The organism is Thalassotalea sp. PLHSN55 (assembly GCF_052030545.1).
Taxonomy (GTDB): domain Bacteria; phylum Pseudomonadota; class Gammaproteobacteria; order Enterobacterales; family Alteromonadaceae; genus CANMXU01.
Window position 1 is genome coordinate 39,857 of record NZ_JBPDIH010000015.1, and the last position, 25,944, is coordinate 65,800.

Below are 25,944 nucleotides of genomic sequence, written 5' to 3' on the forward strand. Positions count from 1 at the left end.
TTAAATTATTAGCCATTAACAGCTAACCGTTCGCCCTGAGCTTGTCGCACTTCGACTTTTGCTTCGTTCCTCACCAGCTCAGTACAGACGGAAAGGCATGACTTAGTTGAACTAATAAACTGTAATGATTATCATCCGTTCGCCCTGAGCTTGTCGAAGGGTGTTATTTAAAAGAAGATTAAATTTAAAATAAGAAGAGCAATACCCAATGATTGAAAGAATAGAAACCAAAGAGCGCATGAGTAGAATTGTAAAACACAACGGCACCATTTATTTATGCGGCCAAGTATGTGCTGATGCCACTAAAGATATCACCGAACAAACGCAAACCATGCTTGATAAAGTCGACGAGCTATTAATTAAAGCCGGTAGCTCGCGTCAGCATATGTTGTCAGCGACAATTTATGTTAAAGACATGAGCTATTTTGCCGAGATGAATGCGGTTTGGGATGCATGGGTGCCAGAAGGTCATGCCCCTGCGCGTGCTTGTGTTGCTGCAAAAATGGCGCGTGAAGCGTTATTGGTAGAAATTAGCGTTGTTGCTGCTGAAATTTAAGCTTTATTTTAAGCGCTCACTTTCACTTTAAAAGAGTCGATACTTTGCAAAATATTTCGTCATTATTACAACAGCAGTTTGGTTTTGAGCAGTTCCGCGAAGGGCAAGAACAAACGGTAAAACAGTTGCTTGCTGGTGAGTCATCCCTTGCCATTTTCCCAACCGGGGCTGGCAAGTCGCTGTGTTATCAATTCACCGCACTGCAACTGCCGCATTTAACCTTAGTGGTATCACCGCTTTTGGCGTTAATGAAAGATCAGTTAGCCTTTTTAACAAGCAAAGGCATTGCAGCCGCCAGTATCGACTCGAGTTTATCACCGGCTGAAAATCAACAGGTGATGAATGATGTGCGCAGCAACAAGTTAAAAATATTAATGGTCTCGGTAGAGCGTTTTAAAAACGAACGTTTTCGCCACTTTATCAGTTCCGTTTCAGTCTCCATGTTAGTGGTCGATGAAGCGCATTGTATTTCAGAATGGGGTCATAATTTCAGACCTGATTATTTAAAGCTGCCGCATTATCAGCAAAGTTTGAATATTCCATTAACTCTGCTGCTAACCGCTACGGCAACGAAAAAGGTAAAACAAGATATGGCAGCAAAGTTTGCCATTAAAACCGAGCATATTGTGCAAACCGGTTTTTATCGCCCGAATTTGCATTTAGAAGTTTTACCGGTCAACGCTCGTGAAAAAAATAACGCCTTAGTTGATCAAATTAAGGCGCAACAAGGCTGCGGTATTGTCTATGTAACCCTGCAACAAAGCGCTGAACAAGTCGCTGATTTTCTGCAAAGCCAAGGCGTCAATGCACAGGCTTATCATGCCGGTTTTGAAGACACGAAACGTCAGAAAATTCAGCAAGACTTTATGAACAATCAAATACAGGTGATTGTTGCTACCATTGCTTTTGGCATGGGCATTGATAAAGCCGATATTCGTTTTGTTATTCATTATGACCTGCCTAAATCGATTGAAAACTACAGCCAAGAAATTGGCCGCGCAGGCCGTGATGGTGATCAGGCAAGGTGTATTACCTTAGCCAATCTCGACGGCTTAACCACAGTTGAAAACTTTGTTTATGGCGATACACCAGAGCCTGCGGGCATTAAACATGTGCTCAATACCATTAACAGCGAAACGCAAAATGGCCGCTGGGAAATGCAAGGGTTAAGTTTATCGACCGCCAGTAATATCAAGCAGTTGCCATTAAAAACCTTGTTAGTGCAATTAGAGCTGCAAGGGGTTATTCAACCACTTTTTTCTTACTTTGCTGATTTTAAATATAAATTTAATACTCCCGAAGCCGATATTATCAGCCGCTTTTCTGGTGAGCGAGGCCAATTTTTAAAAGCGGTTTTTCGTTACAGTCAAAAGAAAAAGGTTTGGGCCGAGCCAGACTTTGAAGCATTATTTCAACATTATCAAAGTGACCGACAGCGGGTGATCACCGCATTGGAGTATTTAGCTGAACAACAATTAATTAGCTTAGAAACTAAAAAGATCACTGATGTTTATCAAGTCAATAGCGCAGGCCTGCAGGCTGATGGTTTAGCCGAGCAGTTAAGTGACTATTTTGCCGAGAAAGAAACCAGTGAAATTAAGCGTATTGCCACCTTAGTACGCTTTTTTGAATTAAGTACTTGCTTAAGCTTTAATTTATCACGTTATTTTGACGACCAACAAACGCCACGGCAGTGTGGTCATTGCAGTGTTTGCCAAAACCAAGTGGCTAAATTAACAACTTCAGAAAGGGCTACTTGGCCAGACGATGTAACCTTGATTGAGCAAGTTAATGCTTTTGCTCTGCATATGAAAAACCATAAAGTGAAGCAATTATCACTGACGAGTTGCTGCCATTTTCTCACCGGTTTAACCATGCCGATGTTCAACCGTAAAAAGGTAAAAGAGCTTAGCGGTTTTGCCCTTTGTCAGCAGCATAGATATCAAGAAGTGAAAGATAAATTAACCGCATTATCGGCGCAGTTAATTGGCGTTGATTAATCCGTTAATCGACATCAAATGAATAATAAATATCGGCTGACTTTTCAATGCCTGAAACAGTTTCCAGCCAGAGTTTATTCATTAAATAGAGCCGAACGGTAATTTCGTCAATCGGCTCGTAAATACCGACACCATATTTTAAATAAATACGCTCGCCTAAATAGCCACTAATGGTGGCTTGGGCTTGGTCACCATCAACTTCGGTGTCGACCGAAATATCATGTAAAAGCGGCAGTTTTTGGATCAGCTTATTCAGATTTTCTGCTTTGGTTAAGGTGGTGCCTAGCGCAATACCAATGGCTGCGGTGTTTCCTGTGCCCGAGTCTAACCCTTGACCTCGTATTAAATAAGAAAGGGTTTCAGGTTGCTCCATTGTCGGCTGTGAATAAAGTTGTAATTCAATGGCGTTGCTTGGTCCTGCAACGGTTAAGCCTACCGTCACATCGTCATTTTTTATATAGCGCTCAGCGCGAAAATCGACATAGGGCGTTTTTAGTGGACCATTAAAGTTTACTTTGCCTTGCTTAACTTGTAAGTCTTGACCGTAAGCTTGGTAGGAACCATTGAGTACAGACATATCACCAAAAACTTGCATCGGTTGAAAGGGTGCTTGTTGTACTTTTAAATCACCTGATAAATTGCCGGTAAAGCCAAAACCTTCAAGTTTAAAGCGTTCGTTAATATTGATATTAATATCACTTTTTATTGCAAACTTTTTCTGCTGGCTAATAGCGTTGCCACTGTCGTCAACTATGATGGTATCATCGCTGATTTTAACGCTACCTTCAGGAAACTGTGCAAGGGTCAGCAAGCCATCGATTACGTCAATATTGCCGTTAAGTTGCAATAGGTTGTTTTGATAATGGGCAATCAGTGATGGCGCAACAATAATATTTACATTCGGTGGGAAATCTAGGGCTAATTTTTCGGCACTAAGCGTCGCACTGACATTGAACTCATCTTGCCAAGCCATGTTAGCTTGATAGGAAATCGGCGCGTTATTAACGGTTAAACTGCCGTTTATAGTCGCTTTGTGATCATTAATTGAAGCAATAAGATCAAGGTTTTCAATATCGCTCGCGCTACGAGTAAAGCTAATCTTGCCCTGTTTAATCGCAAGCTCACCTTTAACAATCGGTTGGCTTAATTTTCCTGAAACTGCAATGTTACTGGAAATATTAGCGTTGAGATCGTCAATGTCGGGAATTAATTTTTGCAATGGTTTTAAATTTAACTGATTGATTACAACCGAACCACTTAGACTATGATCTGGCAAAGTCAGCCGGTTATTAATATTGACCAGTACTTGATTATCAGTTTTGGTAAGTGATAAGTGAGTAAGTAGTTGTTCTTTACTAAGCTCAATATTAATGGCGCCACTTTGCCACTGGCTTAAAATTAATGGCGTTTTTGCTCGCTCATTTTCTTGTGTATTTTCTGTTTTTTGCTCAACATAACTAATTACCCCAGGGCTTATGGTTAAATTAGCGAGTAAGCTAGGCGGTAGTTCGGGTTGCCATTGGGCGACAATATCTCCTTCAATATCGGTATCAAGAATTACATCTGATGATAATAGCTGCTGATTAAGCCATTCTCCCGCCAATTGTAAATGCAGGTCGACGCTGCCTTCTTTGGCCAATACTAGATCGTTATTCGCACAAAGCTCAATATGCGGTGTAAGCCAGCAATGCTTGTCTATGGTTAATCGTGTTGTCTTAACATCAAAGTGCCAATTGGGTGATTGGTTTGGCGTGAATTTATGATCTTTATAGTTAAATTCTGCAAGCGTTAATGCGCCTTGTAACTGTTGAGCATCTTTTTGCCACTGGCTCGATAAGGCAATATTTGCAGCTAAATCACCTTGCCAATTTAAGGCCAGTTTTTGGTCGTTAATATCGCCACTTATTTTTGCCTCAATAGCATCGAATTGATGGTGTTGGTAATAAAGGGTATCACTGGTTAGTGCGAGTTTGGTTTGATGACTTGCATTGGGTTGATAGTGCCAAGCCAATTTAGGTTGCTTGATAGTAATAAGCGTATTATTGCGCTTACCTGTGCTTAACTTGGTGATTTTTAGCTGTTTGCTTGCGCTAATAAGGTTAATGTTAGGCTGATGCTTTGCGCCACTAATATTAAACCAACTTTCCATCGAACCGTTAATTGTTAAAGCATCAGATGAAGTGCCATTGTGATTATCGCTGTTCGTTAGTGTGGCGTGTTCGTTTGGGCTCATTTGCTGATAAAAATTGATAAAAGGCGCTAAGTTGTTACTTTGCCAATTGCCACTAATTTGCCATGAATCGCGATTATTACCTTTGAGGGTTAATTTATTATTGAACGCTTTAATTGTAAGGTTACTATCGTTTATGTTCGCTAAACTGTCGACGCTAACTTGTCCATTTAGCTCAAACTCTTGACTGTTAACTTGGCCAGAAAAAGCAACGTTGTTGATATCAACAAGCCAGTTGGCACTTTCGTGTATGGCTGTTGAAGTAGTTGATGACGGCTGTGTCAGCTTGATAAAACCATTGCTGTCGAACTCTCCTGCAATACGACCATCAAGTGCAGGTAACCAATTATTTGATATCGCACGTAGTCGACGAGGCAATGATAAGCCAGTTGAGTTTAAATGAAATTGCCAACTCAATTGTTCTTTAATGGTTAAGTTGCCATCAAGCGTAACTTGGCTATCACTATTTTCATCGTTAAAATTAATGTGGGTTAAAACGACTTCACCTTGTTTTTGACTACCTGCCAATGTTAATTGTGCCTGTTGATAATCAAACCCAGAGAGCAAAACATCAGCAGCAAATGATTGTTTGTATCTATCGCCTTGGCTAGCGAGGTTTGCTTGATCAATAATCAAACTTTCTTCGGCTAATGCTGTTGTAGGTATGGTCAGTGGTGGCAAATGATTGGAGCTAAGGTTTAGCTTAAAAGGCAATAATCGACTGGTTAGGTTAATCGCTAGATCTACTGTTGCATCAATATCCCCTTGGCTAACTAGGTTCGCATTTAGCTGATCGAGTTGCCCTGATAAGGTCAGAACTTGCTGGCTGTTGCTTAGCGCTGTAAAAAAATTTAGTGCAGGTAATCGTGTCTGCTGAGAAACATCATGAAACATTGGTAAGTTGGTAAGTGTTTCAAGCGTAATGTGACTTTGTAAGTTAACGGTATAAGGCGTTAGCAGTTTGCTATCGCCTTGGCTGATAATTTTGCCATAAGGGGCAACAAATACTTCGCTTTGTTTGATAACAACATCATGCTGGTACCAACTTCCACTGAGCTTAATATCGGCCAACTCTTGAATGTTGTTTGGGTTTGAAGACGTTGTTATATCGAGTTTTTTGACCGCAAGGTTTTCGATTTTTAAATTGAGCGGCAAAAAAACACTGGGCAAGTTAATCGTTTGTTTTTCAGCAGTGCTATTTGATGAGGTAACGCTGATGACCTCAACTTTGCTAGCACTTGGTGAGGCGACAGCTATGGTGTGATGATTTAATTGTGCTTTGCTAGCAAAGTTTTCTACCGTTACCGTAACGACATCGCTAATGTCGATAGTTACCTGATTAAAGGCTAATGCATTAATGTCAAAACCAAATGGGAATTCAATAACGCGATCTTGTGTTTGCGGTCTTGTTTGAGCGCTTGTTTGAGATGTACTTGATGCTGTTTTATCTGCTTGGTAGCTTAATGAAAAAGTTTTTCCTTCTATATTGTCGATACACAGCTTATTGTTAAAAAAACAGCGTAAATGCAAGCTGATTTCCACATCTTTGGCATCAATATTAACCGAACCAACATCGAGGTGGATATCATCAAATACAATGGTATTTAACCAAGAGCCACTTTGGTAATTAAGGGAGATAAAATTTAGTTGATTTACGCCAACAATCGTTAATTGGCTGCCCCAAGGTGTTGCCAATAAAATAGCGAAAAAGCAAAGCAGCGCAGTGACAATTTTCAATAAATAGGTAGCAGCTTTGGTTATCATTAAAGCTCTGCTCCTAAGGTAAAATGCAAACGCCAACCTGGGTTGTCTTCACTGATGCTATAACCTAAATCAAGTCGAATTGGGCCAACGGGCGATAAATAATGCATACCAGTACCAACAGAATACACCGCTTTAAAATCAAGTTTATCTAAAGCATTACCCCCATCGGTAAACAAAATGCCGCGAAGTTTGTCGGTAAAATAATATTGATATTCCAAGCTGCCAACTGCCAGTCGTGTACCGCCAACGACTCTTGTTTCTAACTCTCCATTACTGTTAGTGACTTGTTCGGTTGAACCAAGTGATTGATAAGCAAAGCCGCGAATACTTTGGTCGCCACCGGCAAAAAAGCGTAAAGAGGGCGCAAGTAAATCTTTTTCTTCATCATCAATAAAAGCAGCGCCGAGCTCACTTCGAATAACTATTCTGTGCTTAGGAGCAAGGGTATTCACGTATCGCCAGCGAGCATAAAGGCGAATCACATCAATTGCTGAATTAGCCGACTCCGAACCTGCTTCAATAGTATAAAGCTGACTAAAACCCGATGTCGGGTCAAGTTTTGGGCCTTTACGGTGTGTTTTAGAGATACTTATGCCAGGCAGTAGATATTCAACTTCGGTGGTGTCGTCAGACAAGGTCCAACGTTCACGTAAAAATCGGGTATAAAATTGCGCGCTCCAGTTTCGGTAAAGCCTGAGGTTGGCTATTTTACTGTCAAGGTAGGTACTTGAAATATCGCCATATTCATCATCATTTAAGGTAAATTGAAACTGTAAAATATCATTGAGTGGATGACTTAATGGAATGGAGTAGTTAAAGCGTCCTTTGGGATTAATTCGCGAATATTCAATTTTAGTTTCTTGGCTGTGACCATAGCGGTTGATTAACGGCGTGCGCCAACCGGCAGAAATACGAAATTCGGTGTCGGTGGCATAACCTACACCAAAATCAAACGAATGGCTTTTTGCTTTGGTTAGTGCGACATTTATTGGTAAATGGGCTTTGTCTAAATCTTGTTTGTTAGGCACGGCAACTGCGCTGGCAAAATATTGGCTTTGTTGCAACTGTTGTTGTAATTGAAAAAGCGCTGAGCTGGTAAATAGCTGACCATACTCAAAAGGGACGAGGCTTGATAAAATGTCGGCTTCGAGTTCAAAATCGCTGAATAAGACTTCGCCAAAACGATAACGAATGCCACTTTGATAGTTGATGGTAATGCTTGCGTGTTCATAATTTTGGTTAATGGCTATTTGGCTTTTTTGTAAATGCCCTTGAAAATAACCGCGCTCAAGCCCTAGCGCTATTAAATCTGTTTTTATTTGCTCATAATGCCCGTGGTGTAAAATATCGCCAACGTTAATTGCATTATTGCTCAGTAGCTTAATAAAAGCGGGATCTGTTTTTGCGTCGCCTTCAACGTTGATCGACACCTTTTGTAAAATTACTGGTTGGTTAAGCTCGATGGCAATTAATAACAGCCAGCTGTTATTGTTTTGTTTATCTACGGTTATGTGGATATTACTTTGATAATAACCTAGTGCTTGCAGAGCTTGTTCGGTATGTTGCTCAGCTAAGTAGATAAAACTGTCGCGTTCCTTTGCGGAATTAGGCAAAGAGCCTAAATGCGCAAGAATGTTTTTAGTGAGTAAACTTTCGGTTGTTTGGCGCACATAACCTAAACGCTGTAGGGCTTTTTGGCTGTTTATTTTTGCCAGTTCTAATAAGCCATTACGTTCATCTATTGAGGTAAATAATTCTGAAATTTGCTGGTATAGCGACTGCTCGTCTGATGCTTTTTCGGATGTCCTTTGCTGAAATTTAATATCAACATCGAGATTTTGTGCGTAACTAGGCCAAGAAAAGATAGACCAAGAAAATATACTCACGACGAGCAGAATTTTAAGCAGGTTGAAAAATACAGTTGCGTAGAAATTCTTCACAGCATGTCCATTTACGCCAAATAACGAGTAAACAAATGGTCACTTGGTTACAAAAATCATCACCACAAAAAAGCCTATGATAACGGCGTTAAATACTAAAATATAAGCAAAGCCTTTTAAGCCGTCTTTAGCGCCATAGCCTTTACTGCGTAGAAATAACCACCAGATGGCGGACATTACAATAGGTAATAAAAAAAAGAGTCTTATCATTTATTTGTTTCACTTTCCAAAGTTGAGCTATTTTCCGTTTGTTTGTCGTCATGCCACGGAGCTACTTTAAATAACATTAGCATACCTGGCACCGCTAAACAGGTACAAAGGAAATAAAAATTTGTCCAACCTATTTGTTCAACAATAACGCCGGTAGTCGCATTGGCAAAAGTGCGTGGTAAGGCGGTAAGCGCAGTAAATAAGGCAAATTGAGTTGCGGCAAATGCTGGGTTGGTTGCTCGGGCAATAAATGCAGTAAAAGCGGCAGTACCTAAACCGACCCCTAAATATTCAAAGCCCATGGCAAAGGCTAGTGCATAAGTATTGTGGCCAATTTCTGCTAAGGCTGCAAAACCTAAAATACTAACAATTTGCACAACACCAAACAACCAAAGTGCTTTGTTAATGCTAAGTTTTATCATCACAATACCGCCAACGGCTAAACCAACGGTCATCGCAATTAATGATGCTGTTTTAGCAACGACGCCAATTTCGGTTTTACTAAAGCCCATATCAATAAAAAATGGCGTTTGCAGGGCCGTCGCCATCGAGTCGCCTAGTTTATACAAAAACAAAAACGCTAAAATTAACCCTGCCGACTTTAACCCTTCACGGTTAATGAAGTCTTTAAACGGCAGTACTACTGCTTGTTCAAGGGTTTTTGGGGCTAATTTTTCATCGCTTATTTCTTTGACTGCCAACGTTAGCAAAATACCTAATAACATAAAGGCGGCAACGATGATAAAAACCGACTGCCAACTAATGTGATCGGCTAAAATAAAGGCAAGTGAACCGGGCACTAAACCGGATAAACGGTAGGCTTGTACGTGAATAGAGTTACCTAAACCTAATTCGTTATCAGGTAATAATTCACGGCGGTAAGCATCAAGCACTATGTCTTGGCTGGCACTAAAAAAAGCCACGGCTGCGGCGAGATAGGCGACCGTCCAAATATCGGTGCTTGGATTGATATAACCAAAGCAGGCTATTGAGCATAGCAACAAAACTTGTGTAGCAAGCATCCAACTACGTCTTCGTCCTAATACTGGTAAAGAGTAGCGATCGAGCAGTGGTGACCAAATAAATTTCCACACATAAGGAATGCCAATTAATGAAAATAAGCCAATTTCAGTTAAGCTAACCCCTTCTGAACGCAACCAGCCGGGTACTAGTTGGTATAAAACGAATAACGGCATGCCAGAGCTAAAGCCGGTAAAAATACAAATAAGCATGCGCTTATTAAAAATAGACTGCTTAAAGGAAGTTGATGTCATTCAAGGAAGTTAGCTAATAATGTAGGAAGTGTTAGCCTATCAGAGACTTGAGTGCTTTCGAAGTAAATTATTGCCAAATTAGCTTAGCGGTTAACATTTAACGGTTAATATTACGCTAGCGGTCGCCAACCGATGCAGTCTATTGGATAACTGCCTTTGCCGTGAAAAAAATCTAAACAAGTATTAATTTCGCTTTTGAAAAATAAGTCTTGGTGAAGGGCATTTCCGCCGTGCAAACTAATTTCGTGAATGATATGCCAAAAGACCCGTTCACGCGCACTGTTAGGCGTTTCTTCGGTAATGTTGAATAAGGTCCATTCATCCATGGTATCTTTGATGAAATTATCGAGCTCAGTATGATGGATAGATTTATCGATGACAGCACGAATATAAGTGCCTACTTGAAGAATTTTTTCATTGATAAACTGCTCTACTACCATATCTATTTCCGTACTAATACCTAAGCCGACTGCTACAACTGACTTCGCACCAAAATAATGCAGTGCTTATATAGTTATCGTAGATAAATAGGAACTTGTCAAAATTCTAACCGTAATAAAATGTAACTATTTTGTACTTATGTTCGGATATTTTTGGAAAAACTAAAGATAACGTGAGCTTAACGGGTATTGCTCGGGAGGTAGACCAGTAAATGAATACTGATTTACTGATCTATATTCTTTTGGAATTTAAGTGTCTAGATATTTATTGAGCAGGTAGCAATGTTGCTTTGATCAAGATAATTGGCTCAACAGGCACATCTTCCCAGCCAAAGCCGTCATCATAATGAGTTTTGACTTGTGCCATTTTATCAACAATCTCTTGTCCTTCAACGATGGCACCAAATACGGCGTAACCCCAACCTCTGCCGGGATCTAAATTGGTATTGTCGGCAACGTTGAAATAAAACTGTCGATTCGCTGAATGAGGCGCACGCTCTTTAGCCATGGCAATTGTGCCAACTTCATTTTTGAGGCCATTGCCCGACTCATTGATGATATTGCCATGAACTTTTTTAATGATGTAGTTTTGATCGTAACCGCCGCCTTGAACAACAAAATCGGCAATAACGCGATGAAAAACGGTATTGTTATATTCACCTTGCACTACATAGGTAAGAAAGTTGTCTACGGTTATCGGCGCTTTTACTCTATCGAGCTCAACTAAAATAACGCCCATCGATGTTTCTAACTTAACTTGTGGGTATAAATTATCAGGATCAATCGCCAAGTTTTTTGCTGGTGCCGTTACGCTGAACAAGGCCAAAAAAACTAGAATAATTCTCATGGTTTTACCTTAACTTTCTCTCGTTGCTAGAAATAATTACTTTATTATTTTATAAAATCGCGCAGTTCATTGCTTTGCACAAGTTTGGTAATTAATCCGCCAAGCTGTTGATTTAAATCGCGCTCAAGAACTGCCATATCCGGTGTTAGTGGCCCATTACTTTTGCCTTTTGAGCTAAATGTTTTGGTTAGCGTTTGTTCTGTATTTTCAATTTTCACTTTTAAAACAATATCGTTTTGGGCGTTGTACTTGGTGAAGCCTTGATTAACGCTGGTTTTAACTTGTTCAATATAAACGTTAATTTTGTTATTGCTGTTGTCATTAACGGTCAAACCTTGCTGTTTAAACGCGTCGACTAGGCTTTGCTGCACAATACTTTGCAGTTGAGCTTGGCTAGAAAATAGTTCGGCCGCTTTGCCTTCTTTTAATATTTGTACAACATGATTACTAGTGCGTAGGTCGGTAACGTTAATTGCCGCTTGTTTATGCTGATAGTGACCTTGTCCTTGCATATGCACAACCGGTGAAATAATAACGTGGTTAGGCTGGCTAGCACAGGCACCAAGTAATAGCGCCGATAATAAGATTGCTAATGATTTTGTTTTTTTCATCGTTTTTTCGCCGAAATAGTTACAAATTTGTCGTTGCTGGCAATAAGGGTTTCATTACCAAAAATGCGTTTTAATTTAATATGGTAACCTAATTGTCGGTTACCGATAATGCGTAATTCGCCACCTTTTTTTAAGACCCTGTGGCTGTCTTTAAACATTTGCCAAGCGATATGATCGGTTGTTGCCGTTTGTTGATGAAACGGTGGGTTACACAAAATGAGATCAACACTACCACCTTCAACACTGGTTAAACAATCGTTAAGATGAAATTGACACTGTGCTGTCGCCTCTGGCAAGTTTTGCTCAATGTTTGCTTGGGCTGAAGCTATAGCCATATAAGATTCATCAAAAAATTGCACTTGTGCTTGTGGCTGCGCTGCCAATACGGATAAACCGATAACGCCGTTGCCACAACCTAAATCAATTACCTTAGTGTCAGGTGAAACCTTAGGTAAGTTTTGCATAAAATAGCGGGCGCCGATATCAAGCTTTTCTCGGGCGTAAACATTGGCATGGTTAGTAATAGTAAATGGTGTATTTTCAAGTGGCCACTTGGTTGGATAAGGCGATTGGCTAACGCTTTTATTATTAAGATCAGAATCAAACTTGGAAAATACCAGCCGTGCTTTTTTAACTGCCAAAGAAGTTTTGGTATCACCAAGGTATTTTTCAAACTGTTTAAGCGTTGAACTGTGAATTTCTTTGGCGCGATCCGCTGCAATGAACAGAATATTTTCATCATACGTTGTTCTTAAACGGATCAACTGTTCGACCAGCATGGCTTTGCTTTTGGGGATCTTAAATAAGACAATGTCAATATCGCTAGGCAGCGAGTCTAAGCTGCTAAGCAAGGTTAGCTTACTGTCATCTAAGTTGTTTTGCTCAAGGTTATTGATAATGCCTTGCTGACTTAAATAGGAGTCGTTAACACAATAAACTTGCTGCTCGGTAAAGTTAACGGTCAGTGCACCAAAAGCGTCATTTACCAGCAATATTTTACTGCTCGGTTTTATTAATTGCTGATCGTTTAAGTAGTTTACTAAATATTCGTCTGCCGCATCCCAAGCTTGAAGGCTTCGATTAACTTGCGCAGTTGGAAATCGTTCTAAAAATACGTTTTTATCGTTAACTATAAATGGGCTGAGCATGGAGTAGGTAAACTCATTATTGATGGCAAGTTTCAGGTAGGGATATTGTGTCAAAAAAATCGCTGTTGAGCCAGAGTAAAGCCGAGCTTAGTTACCTTTAATATCAAGCTTGATAAGTTGTAATAAAAAGTTATCAATTGCATTAACTCTGCGTTGGCATTATTTGCTATTATCTTTTGCCATCATTGCATACGAAAGTTTAACAGTGCTTAGCATTGCTTTTTCAGCTAAAAATAATTAGTAACTATTTATGTTGAGATAGCAAAAACTTACCGCTGTTTTAAAAATATAGCCGTCCAGATAGATGGTATTCTTGAATAAAGTTACTAAAGTAAATGTGTATTCAGGATGATTAACGTTTAAGGAATTTAAATGACCATAGAAAGCACTATTGAAGATAAATTACTCTCGCACTTTGCCCCTTTACATTTAGATGTTATTAATGAAAGCCATCAACATAATGTTGCGCCTGGCAGCGAATCGCACTTTAAAGTGATAATTGTATCTAATAGCTTTGAAGGCGAACGGTTGATTAAGCGTCATCGCGCAATTAATGCCTTATTAGCAAGTGAATTAGCGGAAAGTATTCACGCCTTGGCATTGCACACTTACACCGAAAAAGAATGGCATGATTATTACGAAGCCAATACGCGTCTTTCTCCTAAGTGCCTAGGTGGAAGTAAAGGCTAATTGTTTAGGGGCTGTTGAACTTTTGTGTTTGTTTTTGCAGCAGTTTATAGGTATTTAGACAAAGCATTGTGATTGCTATGTGGTTATTCCACATGAAAGCGCAATAATGATGGTTAAATGCCTAGAAACGCTGCCCTTGGGGTTCAACTAAACGCTATTTCTTCATCGTTGTTCACAACTTACATGGAACAACCATGCTGTGTTGTTCACGCCCTGAACAAAAAGTGTTTACTTTGAATAAAATTTAACCTCGAAAGAGCAGCAGCCCCTAGTGTTACAGCTAAAATATCACTAAATATTGAGCATTTAGTGATATTTTTTTGTTTTTGAAAAAGTATAAGGTTCACATTTTACTGTTGTTTTTTGCCAAGGTGTTACACAGAGCCTTGTATAATCTCACTATTCATTGCTAATATGCGCCGCGAAGGTGGTTAAATATAAGTTTATTACACTTTTTTACCAAAGGTCATACCTCTTAAAGCAGTAAGCAAGAGTAAACTATGCTCAATTTTTTGAGTGAAACATTGAGTTAATCTCTCAACAGTATTTAAATTAAAAGGTCTTCATATGGTTATCAAACCAAAAATTCGTGGTTTTATTTGTACTAATGCACACCCAGTTGGTTGTGAAGCTCATGTAAACGAGCAAATTGCTTATGTTAAAAGTCAAACACAAGCAGCTAATAAGCCTAAAAACGTTTTAGTGATTGGTGCTTCAACCGGTTATGGTTTAGCGTCACGTATTACTGCTGCGTTTGGTAATGGTGCTAATACCTTAGGTATTTTCTTTGAAAAGCCACCAACAGAAAAGAAAACCGCTTCTGCAGGTTGGTACAATACTTCTGCTTTTCAAAAAGCAGCTGATGAAGCAGGCCTTTATTCAAAAAATATTAATGGTGATGCGTTTTCTCACGAGGTTAAAGCGAAAGCGATTGCAGCGATTAAAGAAGATTTAGGCCAAATTGACTTAGTTGTGTATAGCTTGGCTTCTCCTCGTCGTACTGATCCTGATACGGGTGAAGTATACTCTTCAACCTTAAAGCCAATTGGCCAAAGTGTTACTACTAAAAACTTAAATACCTCTAAACGTGTCATTGACTCTATTACTGTTGAAGCGGCTAATGATGCTGAAATTCAAGGTACTATTGATGTAATGGGGGGCGCTGATTGGGAATTATGGATCAACGCGCTTAAAGAAGCCGGTGTTTTAGCTGATGGTTTCAAGTCAGTTGCTTATACTTATATTGGTAAAGAATTAACCTGGCCAATTTATGGTAAAGCAACGATTGGTCGCGCGAAAGAAGATTTAGATCGCGCTGCAACAGCCATCAATGAAAGTACTGCTCAGTTAAATGGCGCCGCTCATGTAACGTCATTAAATGCCGTTGTGACGCAAGCGAGCTCTGCTATTCCAATTATGCCTCTATATATTTCAGCCATGTTCAAAGTGATGAAAGCAGATGGCACCTATGAAGGTTGTATTGAGCAGATTCAAAACCTATTTATTGAAAATATTTACGGTGACTCGCCGCGTTTAGACGAGCAAAATCGTTTCCGTCAAAACTACAAAGAATTGGAAGACAGCGTTCAACAACGTGTTACGGATATCTGGAATACGGTTGATACCGATACCATTGATGAGCTTACTGATTACATTGGTTATCATGAAGAATTCTTACGATTATTTGGCTTTGGCGTTGAAAATGTCGATTACGACGCAGATGTTAGCCCTTTAACGGAAATAACTAATTTAATTTAACGAGTTTTTGTTAAAAAATACCGCAAATTTAAAGCCAGTTTTAAGATGTAAATTATCTTAAAGCTGGCTTTTTTCTTTTTAGTAACAAATTATTTTTGTTATCAATTTAATACCCTTTCTCGGTAAAATTTCACCTCTGGCTACAAATTGCATGAGGTTTTCTGTCCATTTTATGAGCGAAATCAAAATTAATCGCCTAAAATGCTATGAAATGCTCAACTGTACGTAGAATAAAAATCCCGTTTTGTGCTAAAATCGCGCCAGAAATTTTAACTTAGAGTCAGTAGGTTCTGATTATTTTGTATAAATAGTTAGTTTTCTATTGAAATACACTGAAATCGGTTATTTTTTCACTTAATACGTAGCAAAAAGCGATCTTTTTGTTTGTTTTATGTGAAAACGTAATTTGATTTTGATACTCCCATCAAAAGTAGTGCAAGTGTTTATGATTACAATAAAAAAAGGTCTGGATGTACCGGTAGTAGGCGCTCCCCAGCAAGTAATCCATGATGGTCCGTCCATCAAAACTGTTGCCACCTTAGGTGAAGAGTTTGTGGGTATGCGACCAACCATGTTTGTTAAAGTGGGCGATCGTGTAAAAAAAGGCCAGGTACTTTTTGAAGATAAAAAGAACCCAGGCGTTAAATTCACAGCTCAAGCCGCCGGTGTTGTAACTGAAATTAACCGTGGTGAAAAACGTGTTTTACAATCTGTTGTCATTGAAGTTGATGGCTATGATCAAGAAACCTTTAATCACTATTCTGCCAATGAGTTATCTTCTGTTTCTCGTGAAGATGTAGTTAGCAACCTTGTTAATTCAGGTTTGTGGACTGCTTTAAGAACTCGCCCATTCAGCAAAATTCCTGCAATTGATGCTAAGCCAGAAGCTATTTTTGTTAGCGTAATGGATACTAATCCGTTAGCGGCAAATCCTGAGCTAGTGATCAACGAACAAAGTGAAGCGTTTAAAAATGGTTTAACTGTTTTAGCTAACTTAACTGACGGTGATATTTTTGTTGGTAAAGCTCCAGGCGCAGATATTCCTGTTACTGGTAGTGAAAAAGTTGCCGAATTTGCGGGTAAGCACCCAGCAGGTTTAGTCGGTACACATATTCACTTCTTAAAACCAGCTAGCGCTGAAAAGCCAGTATGGCACCTTGGATACCAAGATGTTATTGCATTCGGTAAGCTTTTCACTACGGGTGAATTAGACTCAACTCGTGTTATTTCTTTAGCAGGTCCTGCTGCTAAAAATCCACGCCTTATTCGCACTGTATTAGGTGCAAATACTGCTGAGTTAGTGGCTAATGAAGTCACCGAAGGTGAACTTCGTGTAGTCTCTGGTTCATTATTGTCAGGCTCCGTGGCGACAGGTGTTCACGGATATTTAGGTCGTTACCATGTGCAACTTTCATTGATCTTAGAAGGTCGTGAAAAAGAGTTCATTGGTTATATGTACCCAGGTCCTAACATGTTCTCGGTAACACGTGCTTATATGTCTCATTTCTTCCCGAAGAAATTATTCAATATGACCACTACTACTAACGGTAGTTCACGTGCCATGGTGCCAATTGGTAACTTCGAGCGTGTAATGCCTTTAGATATTTTACCAACCATGTTGTTACGTGATATCGCTTCTGGTGATACCGATGGCGCACAACAACTTGGTGCCTTAGAGCTAGACGAAGAAGATTTAGCGTTATGTACATTTGTTTGCCCAGGCAAAACAGATTACGGCGTACTTCTGCGTGATTGCCTAACCACAATAGAGAAGGAAGGTTAGACATGGGCTTGAAAAAGTTTATTGAAGATTTAGAGCCGCATTTTGAAAAAGGCGGCAAACATGAAAAGTGGTTCGCTTTATACGAAGCAGTAGCTACTGGTTTATTTACCCCAGGTTATGTCACCAAAGGTAAAACCCATGTACGTGATAGCATTGACTTAAAACGTATCATGATCACCGTTTGGTTGGCTGTATTCCCAGCAATGTTTTGGGGTATGTACAACATTGGTTTTCAAGCAACAGAAGCACTAGCGGCAGGTTATGCATTACCTGATAGCTGGCAAGTAGCATTATTTACCATGTTAGGCGGTAGCTTAACGGTAGACTCAGGCTGGTTTAGCCAAATGTTCTACGGTGCAATGTTCTTCCTACCTATATATGCGGTTACCTTTATTGTTGGTGGTTTCTGGGAAGTATTATTTGCGGCAGTGCGTAAGCATGAAGTTAACGAAGGTTTCTTTGTGAGCTCAATCTTATTTGCGCTTATCGTGCCGGCAACCATTCCTTTATGGCAAGTGGCTATCGGTATTACTTTTGGTGTGGTTATCGCTAAAGAAGTCTTCGGTGGTACAGGTAAGAACTTCTTAAACCCTGCATTAGCCGGTCGTGCCTTTTTATTCTTCGCATACCCAGCTGAAATTTCTGGTGATGCAGTTTGGGTTGCTGTTGACGGCTTCTCAGGTGCAACAGCGTTAAGTGCTGCAAACCAAGGTTTAGTAGAATATTCATTAAATGCTGATTGGTGGAATGCATTTTGGGGGTTCATCCCAGGTTCTGTCGGTGAAGTATCAACCGCTGCTATTTTATTAGGTGGTGCGTATATTCTTTATAAAGGCATTGCTTCGTGGCGTATCGTGCTAGGTGTGTTTTTAGGTATGGTAGCGACAGCAACATTATTTAATGCAATTGGTAGCGATACTAACGCTCTATTTGCTATGCCGTGGTACTGGCACTTAGTAGTAGGTGGTTTTGCATTTGGTATGATGTTTATGGCAACAGACCCAGTTTCTGCTTCATTTACCAATACAGGTAAATACTGGTTTGGCGCTTTAGTTGGTGTGATGGTAGTACTTGTACGTGTAGTTAACCCAGCATTCCCTGAAGGCATGATGTTAGCGATTTTATTTGCTAACTTATTCGCGCCATTATTTGATTATTTTGTCGTTCAAGGCAACATCAAACGGAGGCTTGCACGTAATGTCTAGTAATAAAGAAAGTTTTGGCAAAACAGTAGGTTTTGTTGCCCTAGTTTGTTTAGTGTGTGCGGCACTTGTATCGGTTTCTGCGGTAAAATTAAAGCCACTGCAAGTAGAAAATAAACTACTTGACCAACAAACTAAGATTTTAGAAGCGGCTGGTCTTTTGGCTGAAACTGACGGTTCAAAATCGTCAATTCAAGCGCTATACGCTGACAAAGTTGAAGCTAGAATGATTGACCTTGATAGCGGTGAATTCATCGATGGCAACCCACTTATGTTTGACGAGCGTCGTAACTCTCGTGATGCCACTAAGTCTGACAAGCCTGAAAATGATATTGCCGGTATTAACCGTCGTTCGCACGATGCTGTTATTTACTTAATTAAAAATGAAGCAAAGCAAGTTGAAACCGTGGTATTACCGATTGTTGGTTCTGGTTTATGGGACTTGATGTTTGGTTATGTTGGCTTAGAAGCTGATTTAAATACAGTGAAAAGCGTTGTTTATTCTGATCATAAGGAAACTCCGGGCTTAGGTGCAGAAGTAATGAACCCTAAGTGGAAAGCATTATGGCCAGGTAAGAAAATTTATGACGCACAAGGTAAGCCAGTAGTGAAGCTTGTTAAAGGCGGCGCTAAAGCTGATGACATGCACGGTGTTGATGCCTTATCAGGTGCTACGTTAACCAGTAATGGCGTAACGCATACCTTGCAGTTTTGGTTTGGTGAAGAAGGTTATGCACCTTTCATTGCGGCCAACCGTGGAGGACTTAAATAATGTCTGATAACAATAAGGTTTTAACGAAACCGATTATTGATAACAACCCAATTGCATTACAAGTTCTAGGTATTTGTTCTGCACTTGCTGTTACTAGCTCGATGGCAAACGCATTAGTAATGACAATAGCTGTTGTAGTTGTTACTGCATTTTCTAACTTGTTTATTTCGATTATTCGTAATCACATTCCTTCTAGCGTACGTATTATCGTGCAAATGGCGATTATTGCGTCATTGGTTATTGTAGTTGACCAAGTATTAAAAGCATTTTCATATCAGTTATCGAAAGAGCTTTCAGTATTTGTTGGTTTGATTATCACTAACTGTATTGTAATGGGACGTGCTGAAGCGTTTGCAATGAAAGAAAAGCCAGGTGTGAGCTTCTTAGATGGTATCGGTAACGGTTTAGGTTACGGTTTTATCTTAATGACAGTTGCATTTTTCCGAGAATTATTCGGCTTTGGTACTTTCTTCGGTATCGAAATTTTACCACTGATTCAAAACGGTGGTTGGTATCAAGCGAACGGCTTATTAGTATTACCATTTAGTTCATTCTTCATTATTGGTTTGATCATTTGGGGTATTCGCCAATACAAGCCAGATCAAGTAGAGAAGGACTAAGCAATGGAACATTATATTAGCTTATTAGTAAAAACGATTTTCATCGAAAACATCGCATTATCTTTCTTTTTAGGTATGTGTACTTTCTTAGCGGTATCAAAGAAAGTCAGTACAGCGATCGGCTTAGGTGTAGCGGTTATAGTGGTACTTGGTTTAGCGGTTCCTGCTAACCAAATTATTTATCAAGCGATATTAGCGCCAGGTGCGTTAGACAGCATGATGGGTATTACTGACCCAGCTGAGTCTATCGACTTAAGCTTCTTGTCGTTCATCACCTTCATTGGTGTTATTGCGGCATTAGTTCAAATTCTTGAAATGGTATTAGATAAGTACTTCCCTGCGTTATATCAAGCGCTTGGTATTTTCTTACCACTAATTACTGTTAACTGTGCAATTTTTGGTGCTGTGTCTTTCATGGTAGCGAAAAACCTAACTTTAGGTGAATCAGTTGTTTACGGTTTAGGTTCAGGTATTGGTTGGGCGTTAGCGATTGTTTTACTTGCGGGTCTGCGCGAGAAAATGAAATATTCTGATGTGCCAGATGGCTTGAAAGGTTTAGGTATTACATTTATTACTGCTGGATTAATGGCCTTTGGCTTTTTATCTTTCGGTGGTATTTCCCTTTAATTATTAGCCATAGCGTTAATGTCGGTTTTAGGTTTGCTGAGACAGAAACCTAAAACCCTTAGATAAGTATAAAAGGAAAAGTCGATGGAAATTATTCTCGGCGTATCGATGTTTACCGCGATAGTACTAGCACTAGTTTTAGTAATTTTATTTGCTAAATCTAAGTTAGTCTCTTCTGGTGACGTAACGATAAGTATAAATGGCGACCCTGAAAAAGCAGTTACTACTGCTGCGGGTGGCAAATTATTAGGTGCCCTAGCTGACCAAGGTATTTTTGTACCATCAGCATGTGGTGGCGGTGGTACATGTGGCCAGTGTCGTGTAGACGTGCATTCTGGTGGTGGCGATATTCTACCAACAGAATTAGGTCATATTACTAAGCGTGAAGCAAAAGAAGGTTGTCGTCTAGCATGTCAAGTTGCTGTTAAGCAAGATATGGACATTGAACTAGAAGACGAAATTTTTGGTGTTCAACAATGGGAATGTGAAGTTATCTCTAACGATAACAAAGCAACTTTCATTAAAGAATTGAAACTTAAAATTCCAGATGGTGAGTCTGTACCTTTCCGCGCAGGTGGTTATATTCAAATTGAAGCACCAGCGTATCACGCAAAATATAAAGACTTTGATATTGAAGAACAGTATCGTGGTGACTGGGAACATTTCGGCTTTTTTGATGTTGAATCAAAAGTTGATGAACCAACACTTCGTGCTTACTCAATGGCGAACTATCCAGAAGAAGAAGGCATTATTATGCTGAACGTGCGTATCGCTACGCCGCCTCCTGGAAAGCTTCACTTACCTGCAGGTAAAATGTCTTCGTTCATCTTTAGCCTTAAGGCTGGCGATAAAGTGACAATTTCAGGTCCATTTGGTGAATTCTTCGCTAAAGAAACTGATGCTGAAATGGTCTTTATTGGTGGTGGTGCAGGTATGGCGCCAATGCGTTCTCATATCTTTGACCAACTTAAACGTCTTAAGTCAAAACGTAAAATGTCTTTCTGGTACGGTGCACGTTCACTTCGTGAAATGTTCTATGAAGATGATTACAACATGCTTGCCAATGAAAACGATAACTTTGAATGGCACGTAGCATTATCTGATCCACAACCAGAAGATAACTGGGACGGCATGACAGGTTTTATTCATAACGTACTTTATGAAAACTACTTAAAAGATCATGAAGCACCAGAAGATTGTGAATTCTACATGTGTGGTCCACCAATGATGAATGCCGCGGTTATTCATATGTTGAAAGACCTTGGTGTAGAAGATGAGAATATACTGCTTGATGACTTCGGTGGCTAATTTTTAATTTAAGCTTGCCTATTGGCACTGCTTCATCGTTGGATGTACTCATTGACTAGCGTCAACTCCGTGCATTCCGCCTTGAAGCACCACCAATTTGCGGCGCTTAAATGTAAAAATAACGTATTTATAAAGGTGGCTAAGCCACCTTTTTTATTGCGCTAAATTAAGCTGTTGCCTGGAAACTTAGCACGAAATTTAGGCCATAAAAAAGCGCTAATTCACAGAACTAGCGCTTTTTTTAGCTTGTACTTAACGCTTTCAACTTTCAACTTTTAGCTTGAAACTTATAGCTTAAGGCTTTCAGCTTTTTACTTGCTATTATCGCGCGTTAACAGCCACTCAGTTAATAACCTTACGCCATAACCTGTGCCGCCGACTGGGTATTCGTTTTTCGCACTGGCGTTTAACGCGTTACCTGCCATATCGATATGTGCCCATGGCGTATCTCCGGTAAAATGCTGTAAAAAAGTTGCTGCTGTCGTTGCGCTTGGTCCACCAGAGCCAGTATTACGTAAATCTGCAATCGAGCTTTTAAGCATATCTTCATAACCTAATGGTAAGTGCCATAGTGGCTCATTTACTGACTTTCCGGCATAAGTTAATTGCTTAACTAGTTTATCGTCAGTACTAAATATTCCGCCTAACTCGGTGCCTAATGCGCGGTATTTACCGCCAGTTAAGGTAGCAATATCAACTAAAACGCTTGGTTTGAATTTTTCACGCGCATACCACATCGCATCAATTAACACTAAACGACCTTCCGCATCAGTATTGGTAATTTCAACGGATAAGCCTTCTGCGGTTGTTAATACATCGCCAGGGGCTACTGAGCTTTCAGAAACCATATTAGCTGCCATGCCCATTACGGCGACAACATTAACGTTGGCTTTCATTTTTGCCAGTGCTTGCACTGTGCCTAAGGCTGCTGCTGCACCAGCCATATCTGATTTCATACGGACAATGGACTCGTGAGTTTTAATATTGTAACCACCCGAATCAAATGTTATGCCTTTACCGATAATCGCTACAGGGGCGTCGTCGCTACCTTGGTAGTGTGCTACCACTAAACGTGACCCTTGATCACTGCCTCGGCCAACGGCTTCTAAAGCATTCATGCCTAATTTTTTCAGCTCGTTCGGTTCCAATACTGTGACGGTAACTCCGAGTTTTTCAAGTGCTTTGGCCTGATTGGCAAAATCGACAGGCGTGAGCTCAGTAGGCACTTCATTGGTAAGATCTCGTGCTAAAAATATTCCTGATTGAATATCCGCCAATTGTTGGTAATGCTTAACGACGTCTTTTTTATTACTTACGCTAAAGCTGTAACTTTTTTCTTGGTATTTTTCCTGTTTGTATTTGTCAAATTGATAGGCACGCAAGTTAATGCCATGGGCAAGTTGAGCTGCTTGTTCGGCATTAAAACTTTGCCCCGATAAAGCGATGTTTTGGATTTGTTTTTTACTTAAGTTGGCGCTGATATTACCGCCAAGTTGCGTTAACTGTGCTTGGCTAAGCGTTTCGCTACCTAAACCGACAAGCAAAACACGATCGTAGTCGAGGTTAGTCGGCGCTAGAATTTCAACAAAGCTATTGTAGGCGCCAGTAAATTCATTTACCGAGGCGGCTTTGCTTAATTGCCCTTGTGTTTTTTTATCATAACTTGTCATTGCTGCGCTTTTATGAGTATCGCTTTGAAAAAGCACTAAGGTGTCAGCATTTGAAGAAATCTTATTCTCAAAGCTAAATGTATCCGCATTGGACGTTGCGCTAAGGAAAAGTGCTGAAGTCAATACAGCGAGGCGAGAAAGCTTAAGTGTCATTAATTTATCCTGATTATTATAACTAGGATGTAAATATAACGATTCCTTGACGAAAAGGTAAGTGAACGGGCAGTTTACTATGTGATAAAAGTGTCAACTTTGTTAGAATTCAGGCAATTTTATTTGATTAAATTAAGATGATTTTTATGATGCTCAGAGCCTTTTCTTATGTTGTTTTCTTGTTGTTACTAACAGGCTGTTTTCCAAGTAGTGACGGCGCAAAACAAGAGGTGTTATTGCAAGGTCGCACTATGGGGACGACCTATAATATTAAAGTCGTTGTACCTAAAGACAGAGATACGAATGCATTAAAGTTAGCCGTTGATGAGTTGCTTAAAGAAGTTAATCAGCAAATGTCGACCTATATTCCAAGCTCTGAGTTGTCTCAGTTTAACCAATCTACATCGTTAGCGCCTATCGACATATCTTCTGGCTTAGAGCGGGTGTTAGCTGAAGCGCTTCGCTTAGGTGAAATAAGTGCAGGCAAGTTAGATGTAACTGTGGGGCCTTTGGTAAATTTATGGGGCTTTGGTCCTGAGTATCGCCCTGAAACAGTACCAAGTGAACAAGCGCTGATTGATGCGCGCAGTAAAGTTGGTCTTAAACATATCTTATTAAACCAAGGGCAATTATCTAAAACTAATCCACAAACGTATGTGGATTTATCAACGATCGCAAAAGGGTATGGTGTTGATGTCGTTGCTGAGCTTATTGAGCAAAATGGTATTAATAACTACCTTGTTGAAATTGGTGGCGAGATGCGTTTAAAAGGGTTTAAAGCAACAGGCGAGCTTTGGCATGTCGCGATTGAAAAACCCATTACTTCTGAGCGTTCAGTGCATCAAATTATCATTCCTAAAGATAACGCAGTGGCAACCTCAGGGGATTATCGCAACTACTATGAAGCTGATGGTATGCGTTATTCACATATCATCGACCCAGATACTGGCAAACCCATTAATCATAAGTTGGTTTCAGTAACGGTGATTCATCCATCATCAATGACCGCAGATGGGCTGTCGACTGCGATGATGGTGATGGGCGAAGAAAAGGCACTAGCGTTTGCTGAGCAGCATCAAGTCGCCGCTTATATTATTGCCAAAACTGATACTGGCTTTGAAGAAATAGTCAGTCAGCACTTTGTGCAGTACCTAAAATAGATTGTTGGTTTTATTGTTCTTTTGTATAATTATCTTCGACTTAAATAAGTCTGGAAATAATAATATACAGGGATAAATAATGAAAAAAACGGTATTGATACCTTTAGCGTGTATCGCCATGTTTTCTAACGCTGCTTTCGCTGACAAAGGCGGTTATGCAGGAGTTAAAGTAGGCCAAGCATCTATTGATGTTGATTATGTAGATAACGCTAGTTTGACTGGCGCAGTTTTCGGCTATCGCTTTGAAAACAATCTTGCTATTGAAATAGAAGCACTCTCTGGTAGCGCTGAAATTGATTCTTGGGGCTATAGTTCAGATATTGATTTAGAAACTGTTGCTATTTATGGTGCTTGGCGTTCAGGTGATGATTTTTTCTTCAAAACCAAAGTAGGTGTTTTAAGAGAAGAAGTATCTTCTGGTTATGTTGGCTCAGAAGAAGATACCGGTCTGTCTTATGGTCTAGGTCTTGGTTATCAGGGAGATAGCTTTATTGTCGAGCTAGAATATACCTTAATAGAAGAAGATGTTTCTGCCGCAACGCTTGGTCTTATTTATAAGTTTTAATTAAGTGTCTTGTCTTAGGATACGTTAACAGTTTTTAAGTTGAAGCCAATTGCGCAAGCGGTTGGCTTTTTTGATCCATTTGTTCTGGTGTTTGCATACCAAAAAAGGCGAGGAGGTCGATAACATTAAATTAGAATCGTTAATTAAGGCGACAAGATCTCTGTTTGATTGGTAAATATATTCCCGCCCTCTATATTCCCGTCCTCTATATTCCCGTCCCCTATATATTGGTGGAGATAATAGCTTTGTCTTTAGTTGTAAGGTAAAATAGCGCCACTTTTTTAGCGGCTGTTGTTAGTATTTATTTAATATTATGACTATTTTCTTGATCACCTTAGGTTTTTTTCTTGTTGTTGTTTTGGCAATGGCCGTTGGTTATATTTTTCAGCAAAAAACCTTGGCGGGTAGCTGCGGCGGTTTGGCAACGGTCGGTATTGAAAAATCGTGTAATTGCGACAACCCTTGTGAAAAGCGTCAAGAGCGTGAGCGCAAAGCGGCAGAAAAAGAAAAACTTCAGCAAAGCATTGATGTAAAAAATATTTGATATTTTTATCAATGGTTCAGTTATAAAAAAGGCTTAGTCATTAAATGACTAAGCCTTTTTTAATTGCATCAT

At 39.8% G+C, this 25,944-nt stretch carries 21 protein-coding genes; 13 read left to right on the forward strand and 8 right to left on the reverse strand.

Annotated elements, in window-relative coordinates; genetic code table 11:
• The first annotated feature begins 208 nt into the window (after window positions 1–208).
• Entirely contained in the window at window positions 209–556 is a 348-nt protein-coding gene (locus tag ACRRSQ_RS19780) for a RidA family protein (RefSeq protein ID WP_440877505.1), read from the forward strand.
• 44 nt (window positions 557–600) lie between these two features.
• Window positions 601–2,556, forward strand: coding sequence for a RecQ family ATP-dependent DNA helicase (locus ACRRSQ_RS19785; RefSeq protein WP_440877506.1), 1,956 nt, complete (start codon window positions 601–603; stop codon window positions 2,554–2,556).
• 4 nt (window positions 2,557–2,560) lie between these two features.
• Here ACRRSQ_RS19785 and ACRRSQ_RS19790 read toward each other — a convergent pair whose 3' ends face one another.
• The 7 genes from ACRRSQ_RS19790 to ACRRSQ_RS19820 all read right to left on the reverse strand — a co-directional run bounded on the left by ACRRSQ_RS19790 (window position 2,561) and on the right by ACRRSQ_RS19820 (window position 13,020).
• Window positions 2,561–6,550 (reverse strand): translocation/assembly module TamB domain-containing protein, encoded by a 3,990-nt coding sequence (locus ACRRSQ_RS19790; protein ID WP_440877507.1) that lies wholly within the window; start codon window positions 6,548–6,550, stop codon window positions 2,561–2,563.
• The gene (locus ACRRSQ_RS19795) at window positions 6,550–8,490 is read right to left on the reverse strand and encodes an autotransporter assembly complex protein TamA (RefSeq protein WP_440877508.1); all 1,941 of its coding nucleotides are present in this window, start codon (window positions 8,488–8,490) and stop codon (window positions 6,550–6,552) included. The genes ACRRSQ_RS19790 and ACRRSQ_RS19795 overlap by 1 nt, the downstream gene beginning before the upstream one ends.
• 206 nt (window positions 8,491–8,696) lie before the next feature.
• On the reverse strand, window positions 8,697–9,974 hold the full coding sequence (locus ACRRSQ_RS19800; RefSeq protein ID WP_440877509.1) for an AmpG family muropeptide MFS transporter: 1,278 nt from the start codon (window positions 9,972–9,974) through the stop codon (window positions 8,697–8,699).
• Window positions 9,975–10,084: 110 nt separating this feature from the next.
• Window positions 10,085–10,414 carry a hypothetical protein gene (locus ACRRSQ_RS19805; protein WP_440877510.1) on the reverse strand — a complete coding sequence of 110 codons (330 nt, stop codon included), beginning with the start codon at window positions 10,412–10,414 and terminating at the stop codon, window positions 10,085–10,087.
• Between the two features lie 265 nt (window positions 10,415–10,679).
• Entirely contained in the window at window positions 10,680–11,261 is a 582-nt protein-coding gene (locus ACRRSQ_RS19810) for a peptidylprolyl isomerase (RefSeq protein WP_440877511.1), read from the reverse strand.
• Between the two features lie 44 nt (window positions 11,262–11,305).
• Window positions 11,306–11,872 (reverse strand): YajG family lipoprotein, encoded by a 567-nt coding sequence (locus ACRRSQ_RS19815; RefSeq protein WP_440877512.1) that lies wholly within the window; start codon window positions 11,870–11,872, stop codon window positions 11,306–11,308.
• Window positions 11,869–13,020: a methyltransferase gene (locus ACRRSQ_RS19820; RefSeq protein ID WP_440877513.1), complete on the reverse strand. Its 1,152-nt coding sequence runs from the start codon at window positions 13,018–13,020 to the stop codon at window positions 11,869–11,871. Before ACRRSQ_RS19820 ends, ACRRSQ_RS19815 begins: the two co-directional genes overlap by 4 nt.
• A gap of 372 nt (window positions 13,021–13,392) precedes the next feature.
• On the opposite strand from ACRRSQ_RS19820, the gene ACRRSQ_RS19825 reads away from it, so the two are divergent.
• From ACRRSQ_RS19825 to nqrF, 8 genes are all read left to right on the forward strand, one after another.
• The gene (locus ACRRSQ_RS19825; protein WP_440877514.1) at window positions 13,393–13,710 is read left to right on the forward strand and encodes a BolA family protein; all 318 of its coding nucleotides are present in this window, start codon (window positions 13,393–13,395) and stop codon (window positions 13,708–13,710) included.
• 567 nt (window positions 13,711–14,277) lie between these two features.
• The gene (fabV, locus tag ACRRSQ_RS19830; RefSeq protein WP_440877515.1) at window positions 14,278–15,468 is read left to right on the forward strand and encodes an enoyl-ACP reductase FabV; all 1,191 of its coding nucleotides are present in this window, start codon (window positions 14,278–14,280) and stop codon (window positions 15,466–15,468) included.
• A gap of 445 nt (window positions 15,469–15,913) precedes the next feature.
• Window positions 15,914–17,251, forward strand: a complete 1,338-nt coding sequence (locus ACRRSQ_RS19835; protein WP_440877516.1) for a Na(+)-translocating NADH-quinone reductase subunit A — start codon at window positions 15,914–15,916, stop codon at window positions 17,249–17,251.
• Between the two features lie 2 nt (window positions 17,252–17,253).
• Window positions 17,254–18,456, forward strand: a complete 1,203-nt coding sequence (locus ACRRSQ_RS19840; RefSeq protein ID WP_440877517.1) for an NADH:ubiquinone reductase (Na(+)-transporting) subunit B — start codon at window positions 17,254–17,256, stop codon at window positions 18,454–18,456.
• Window positions 18,449–19,225: a Na(+)-translocating NADH-quinone reductase subunit C gene (locus ACRRSQ_RS19845; protein WP_440877518.1), complete on the forward strand. Its 777-nt coding sequence runs from the start codon at window positions 18,449–18,451 to the stop codon at window positions 19,223–19,225. The genes ACRRSQ_RS19840 and ACRRSQ_RS19845 overlap by 8 nt, the downstream gene beginning before the upstream one ends.
• On the forward strand, window positions 19,225–19,845 hold the full coding sequence (locus ACRRSQ_RS19850) for an NADH:ubiquinone reductase (Na(+)-transporting) subunit D (protein WP_440877519.1): 621 nt from the start codon (window positions 19,225–19,227) through the stop codon (window positions 19,843–19,845). The genes ACRRSQ_RS19845 and ACRRSQ_RS19850 overlap by 1 nt, the downstream gene beginning before the upstream one ends.
• Before the next feature lie 3 nt (window positions 19,846–19,848).
• Window positions 19,849–20,472, forward strand: a complete 624-nt coding sequence (nqrE, locus tag ACRRSQ_RS19855) for an NADH:ubiquinone reductase (Na(+)-transporting) subunit E (protein WP_440877520.1) — start codon at window positions 19,849–19,851, stop codon at window positions 20,470–20,472.
• Between the two features lie 84 nt (window positions 20,473–20,556).
• Entirely contained in the window at window positions 20,557–21,780 is a 1,224-nt protein-coding gene (gene nqrF, locus ACRRSQ_RS19860; RefSeq protein ID WP_440877521.1) for an NADH:ubiquinone reductase (Na(+)-transporting) subunit F, read from the forward strand.
• A gap of 311 nt (window positions 21,781–22,091) precedes the next feature.
• Here nqrF and ACRRSQ_RS19865 read toward each other — a convergent pair whose 3' ends face one another.
• Window positions 22,092–23,603 carry a leucyl aminopeptidase gene (locus ACRRSQ_RS19865; RefSeq protein WP_440877522.1) on the reverse strand — a complete coding sequence of 504 codons (1,512 nt, stop codon included), beginning with the start codon at window positions 23,601–23,603 and terminating at the stop codon, window positions 22,092–22,094.
• 137 nt (window positions 23,604–23,740) lie between these two features.
• Here ACRRSQ_RS19865 and ACRRSQ_RS19870 point away from each other — a divergent pair, with 137 nt between their 5' ends.
• From ACRRSQ_RS19870 to nqrM, 3 genes are all read left to right on the forward strand, one after another.
• Window positions 23,741–24,763 (forward strand): FAD:protein FMN transferase, encoded by a 1,023-nt coding sequence (locus ACRRSQ_RS19870; protein ID WP_440877523.1) that lies wholly within the window; start codon window positions 23,741–23,743, stop codon window positions 24,761–24,763.
• A gap of 79 nt (window positions 24,764–24,842) precedes the next feature.
• Complete coding sequence (locus ACRRSQ_RS19875; protein ID WP_440877524.1) at window positions 24,843–25,328, forward strand: outer membrane beta-barrel protein; 486 nt, start codon at window positions 24,843–24,845, stop codon at window positions 25,326–25,328.
• A 313-nt stretch (window positions 25,329–25,641) separates the two neighbouring features.
• Window positions 25,642–25,872, forward strand: a complete 231-nt coding sequence (gene nqrM / locus ACRRSQ_RS19880) for a (Na+)-NQR maturation NqrM (protein ID WP_440877525.1) — start codon at window positions 25,642–25,644, stop codon at window positions 25,870–25,872.
• Window positions 25,873–25,944: the final 72 nt, after the last annotated feature.

Excerpts from the sequence above, each read along its gene's own strand:
- ACRRSQ_RS19780 (WP_440877505.1), top strand. The coding sequence starts at position 209 with ATGATTGAAAGAATAGAAACCAAAGAGCGCATGAGTAGAATTGTAAAA.
- ACRRSQ_RS19790 (WP_440877507.1), bottom strand. The coding sequence starts at position 6,550 with ATGATAACCAAAGCTGCTACCTATTTATTGAAAATTGTCACTGCGCTG.
- ACRRSQ_RS19800 (WP_440877509.1), bottom strand. The coding sequence starts at position 9,974 with ATGACATCAACTTCCTTTAAGCAGTCTATTTTTAATAAGCGCATGCTT.
- ACRRSQ_RS19805 (WP_440877510.1), bottom strand. The coding sequence starts at position 10,414 with ATGGTAGTAGAGCAGTTTATCAATGAAAAAATTCTTCAAGTAGGCACT.
- ACRRSQ_RS19810 (WP_440877511.1), bottom strand. The coding sequence starts at position 11,261 with ATGAGAATTATTCTAGTTTTTTTGGCCTTGTTCAGCGTAACGGCACCA.
- ACRRSQ_RS19815 (WP_440877512.1), bottom strand. The coding sequence starts at position 11,872 with ATGAAAAAAACAAAATCATTAGCAATCTTATTATCGGCGCTATTACTT.
- ACRRSQ_RS19820 (WP_440877513.1), bottom strand. The coding sequence starts at position 13,020 with ATGCTCAGCCCATTTATAGTTAACGATAAAAACGTATTTTTAGAACGA.
- ACRRSQ_RS19825 (WP_440877514.1), top strand. The coding sequence starts at position 13,393 with ATGACCATAGAAAGCACTATTGAAGATAAATTACTCTCGCACTTTGCC.
- fabV (WP_440877515.1), top strand. The coding sequence starts at position 14,278 with ATGGTTATCAAACCAAAAATTCGTGGTTTTATTTGTACTAATGCACAC.
- ACRRSQ_RS19835 (WP_440877516.1), top strand. The coding sequence starts at position 15,914 with ATGATTACAATAAAAAAAGGTCTGGATGTACCGGTAGTAGGCGCTCCC.
- ACRRSQ_RS19840 (WP_440877517.1), top strand. The coding sequence starts at position 17,254 with ATGGGCTTGAAAAAGTTTATTGAAGATTTAGAGCCGCATTTTGAAAAA.
- ACRRSQ_RS19845 (WP_440877518.1), top strand. The coding sequence starts at position 18,449 with ATGTCTAGTAATAAAGAAAGTTTTGGCAAAACAGTAGGTTTTGTTGCC.
- ACRRSQ_RS19850 (WP_440877519.1), top strand. The coding sequence starts at position 19,225 with ATGTCTGATAACAATAAGGTTTTAACGAAACCGATTATTGATAACAAC.
- nqrE (WP_440877520.1), top strand. The coding sequence starts at position 19,849 with ATGGAACATTATATTAGCTTATTAGTAAAAACGATTTTCATCGAAAAC.
- nqrF (WP_440877521.1), top strand. The coding sequence starts at position 20,557 with ATGGAAATTATTCTCGGCGTATCGATGTTTACCGCGATAGTACTAGCA.
- ACRRSQ_RS19865 (WP_440877522.1), bottom strand. The coding sequence starts at position 23,603 with ATGACACTTAAGCTTTCTCGCCTCGCTGTATTGACTTCAGCACTTTTC.
- ACRRSQ_RS19870 (WP_440877523.1), top strand. The coding sequence starts at position 23,741 with ATGATTTTTATGATGCTCAGAGCCTTTTCTTATGTTGTTTTCTTGTTG.
- ACRRSQ_RS19875 (WP_440877524.1), top strand. The coding sequence starts at position 24,843 with ATGAAAAAAACGGTATTGATACCTTTAGCGTGTATCGCCATGTTTTCT.
- nqrM (WP_440877525.1), top strand. The coding sequence starts at position 25,642 with ATGACTATTTTCTTGATCACCTTAGGTTTTTTTCTTGTTGTTGTTTTG.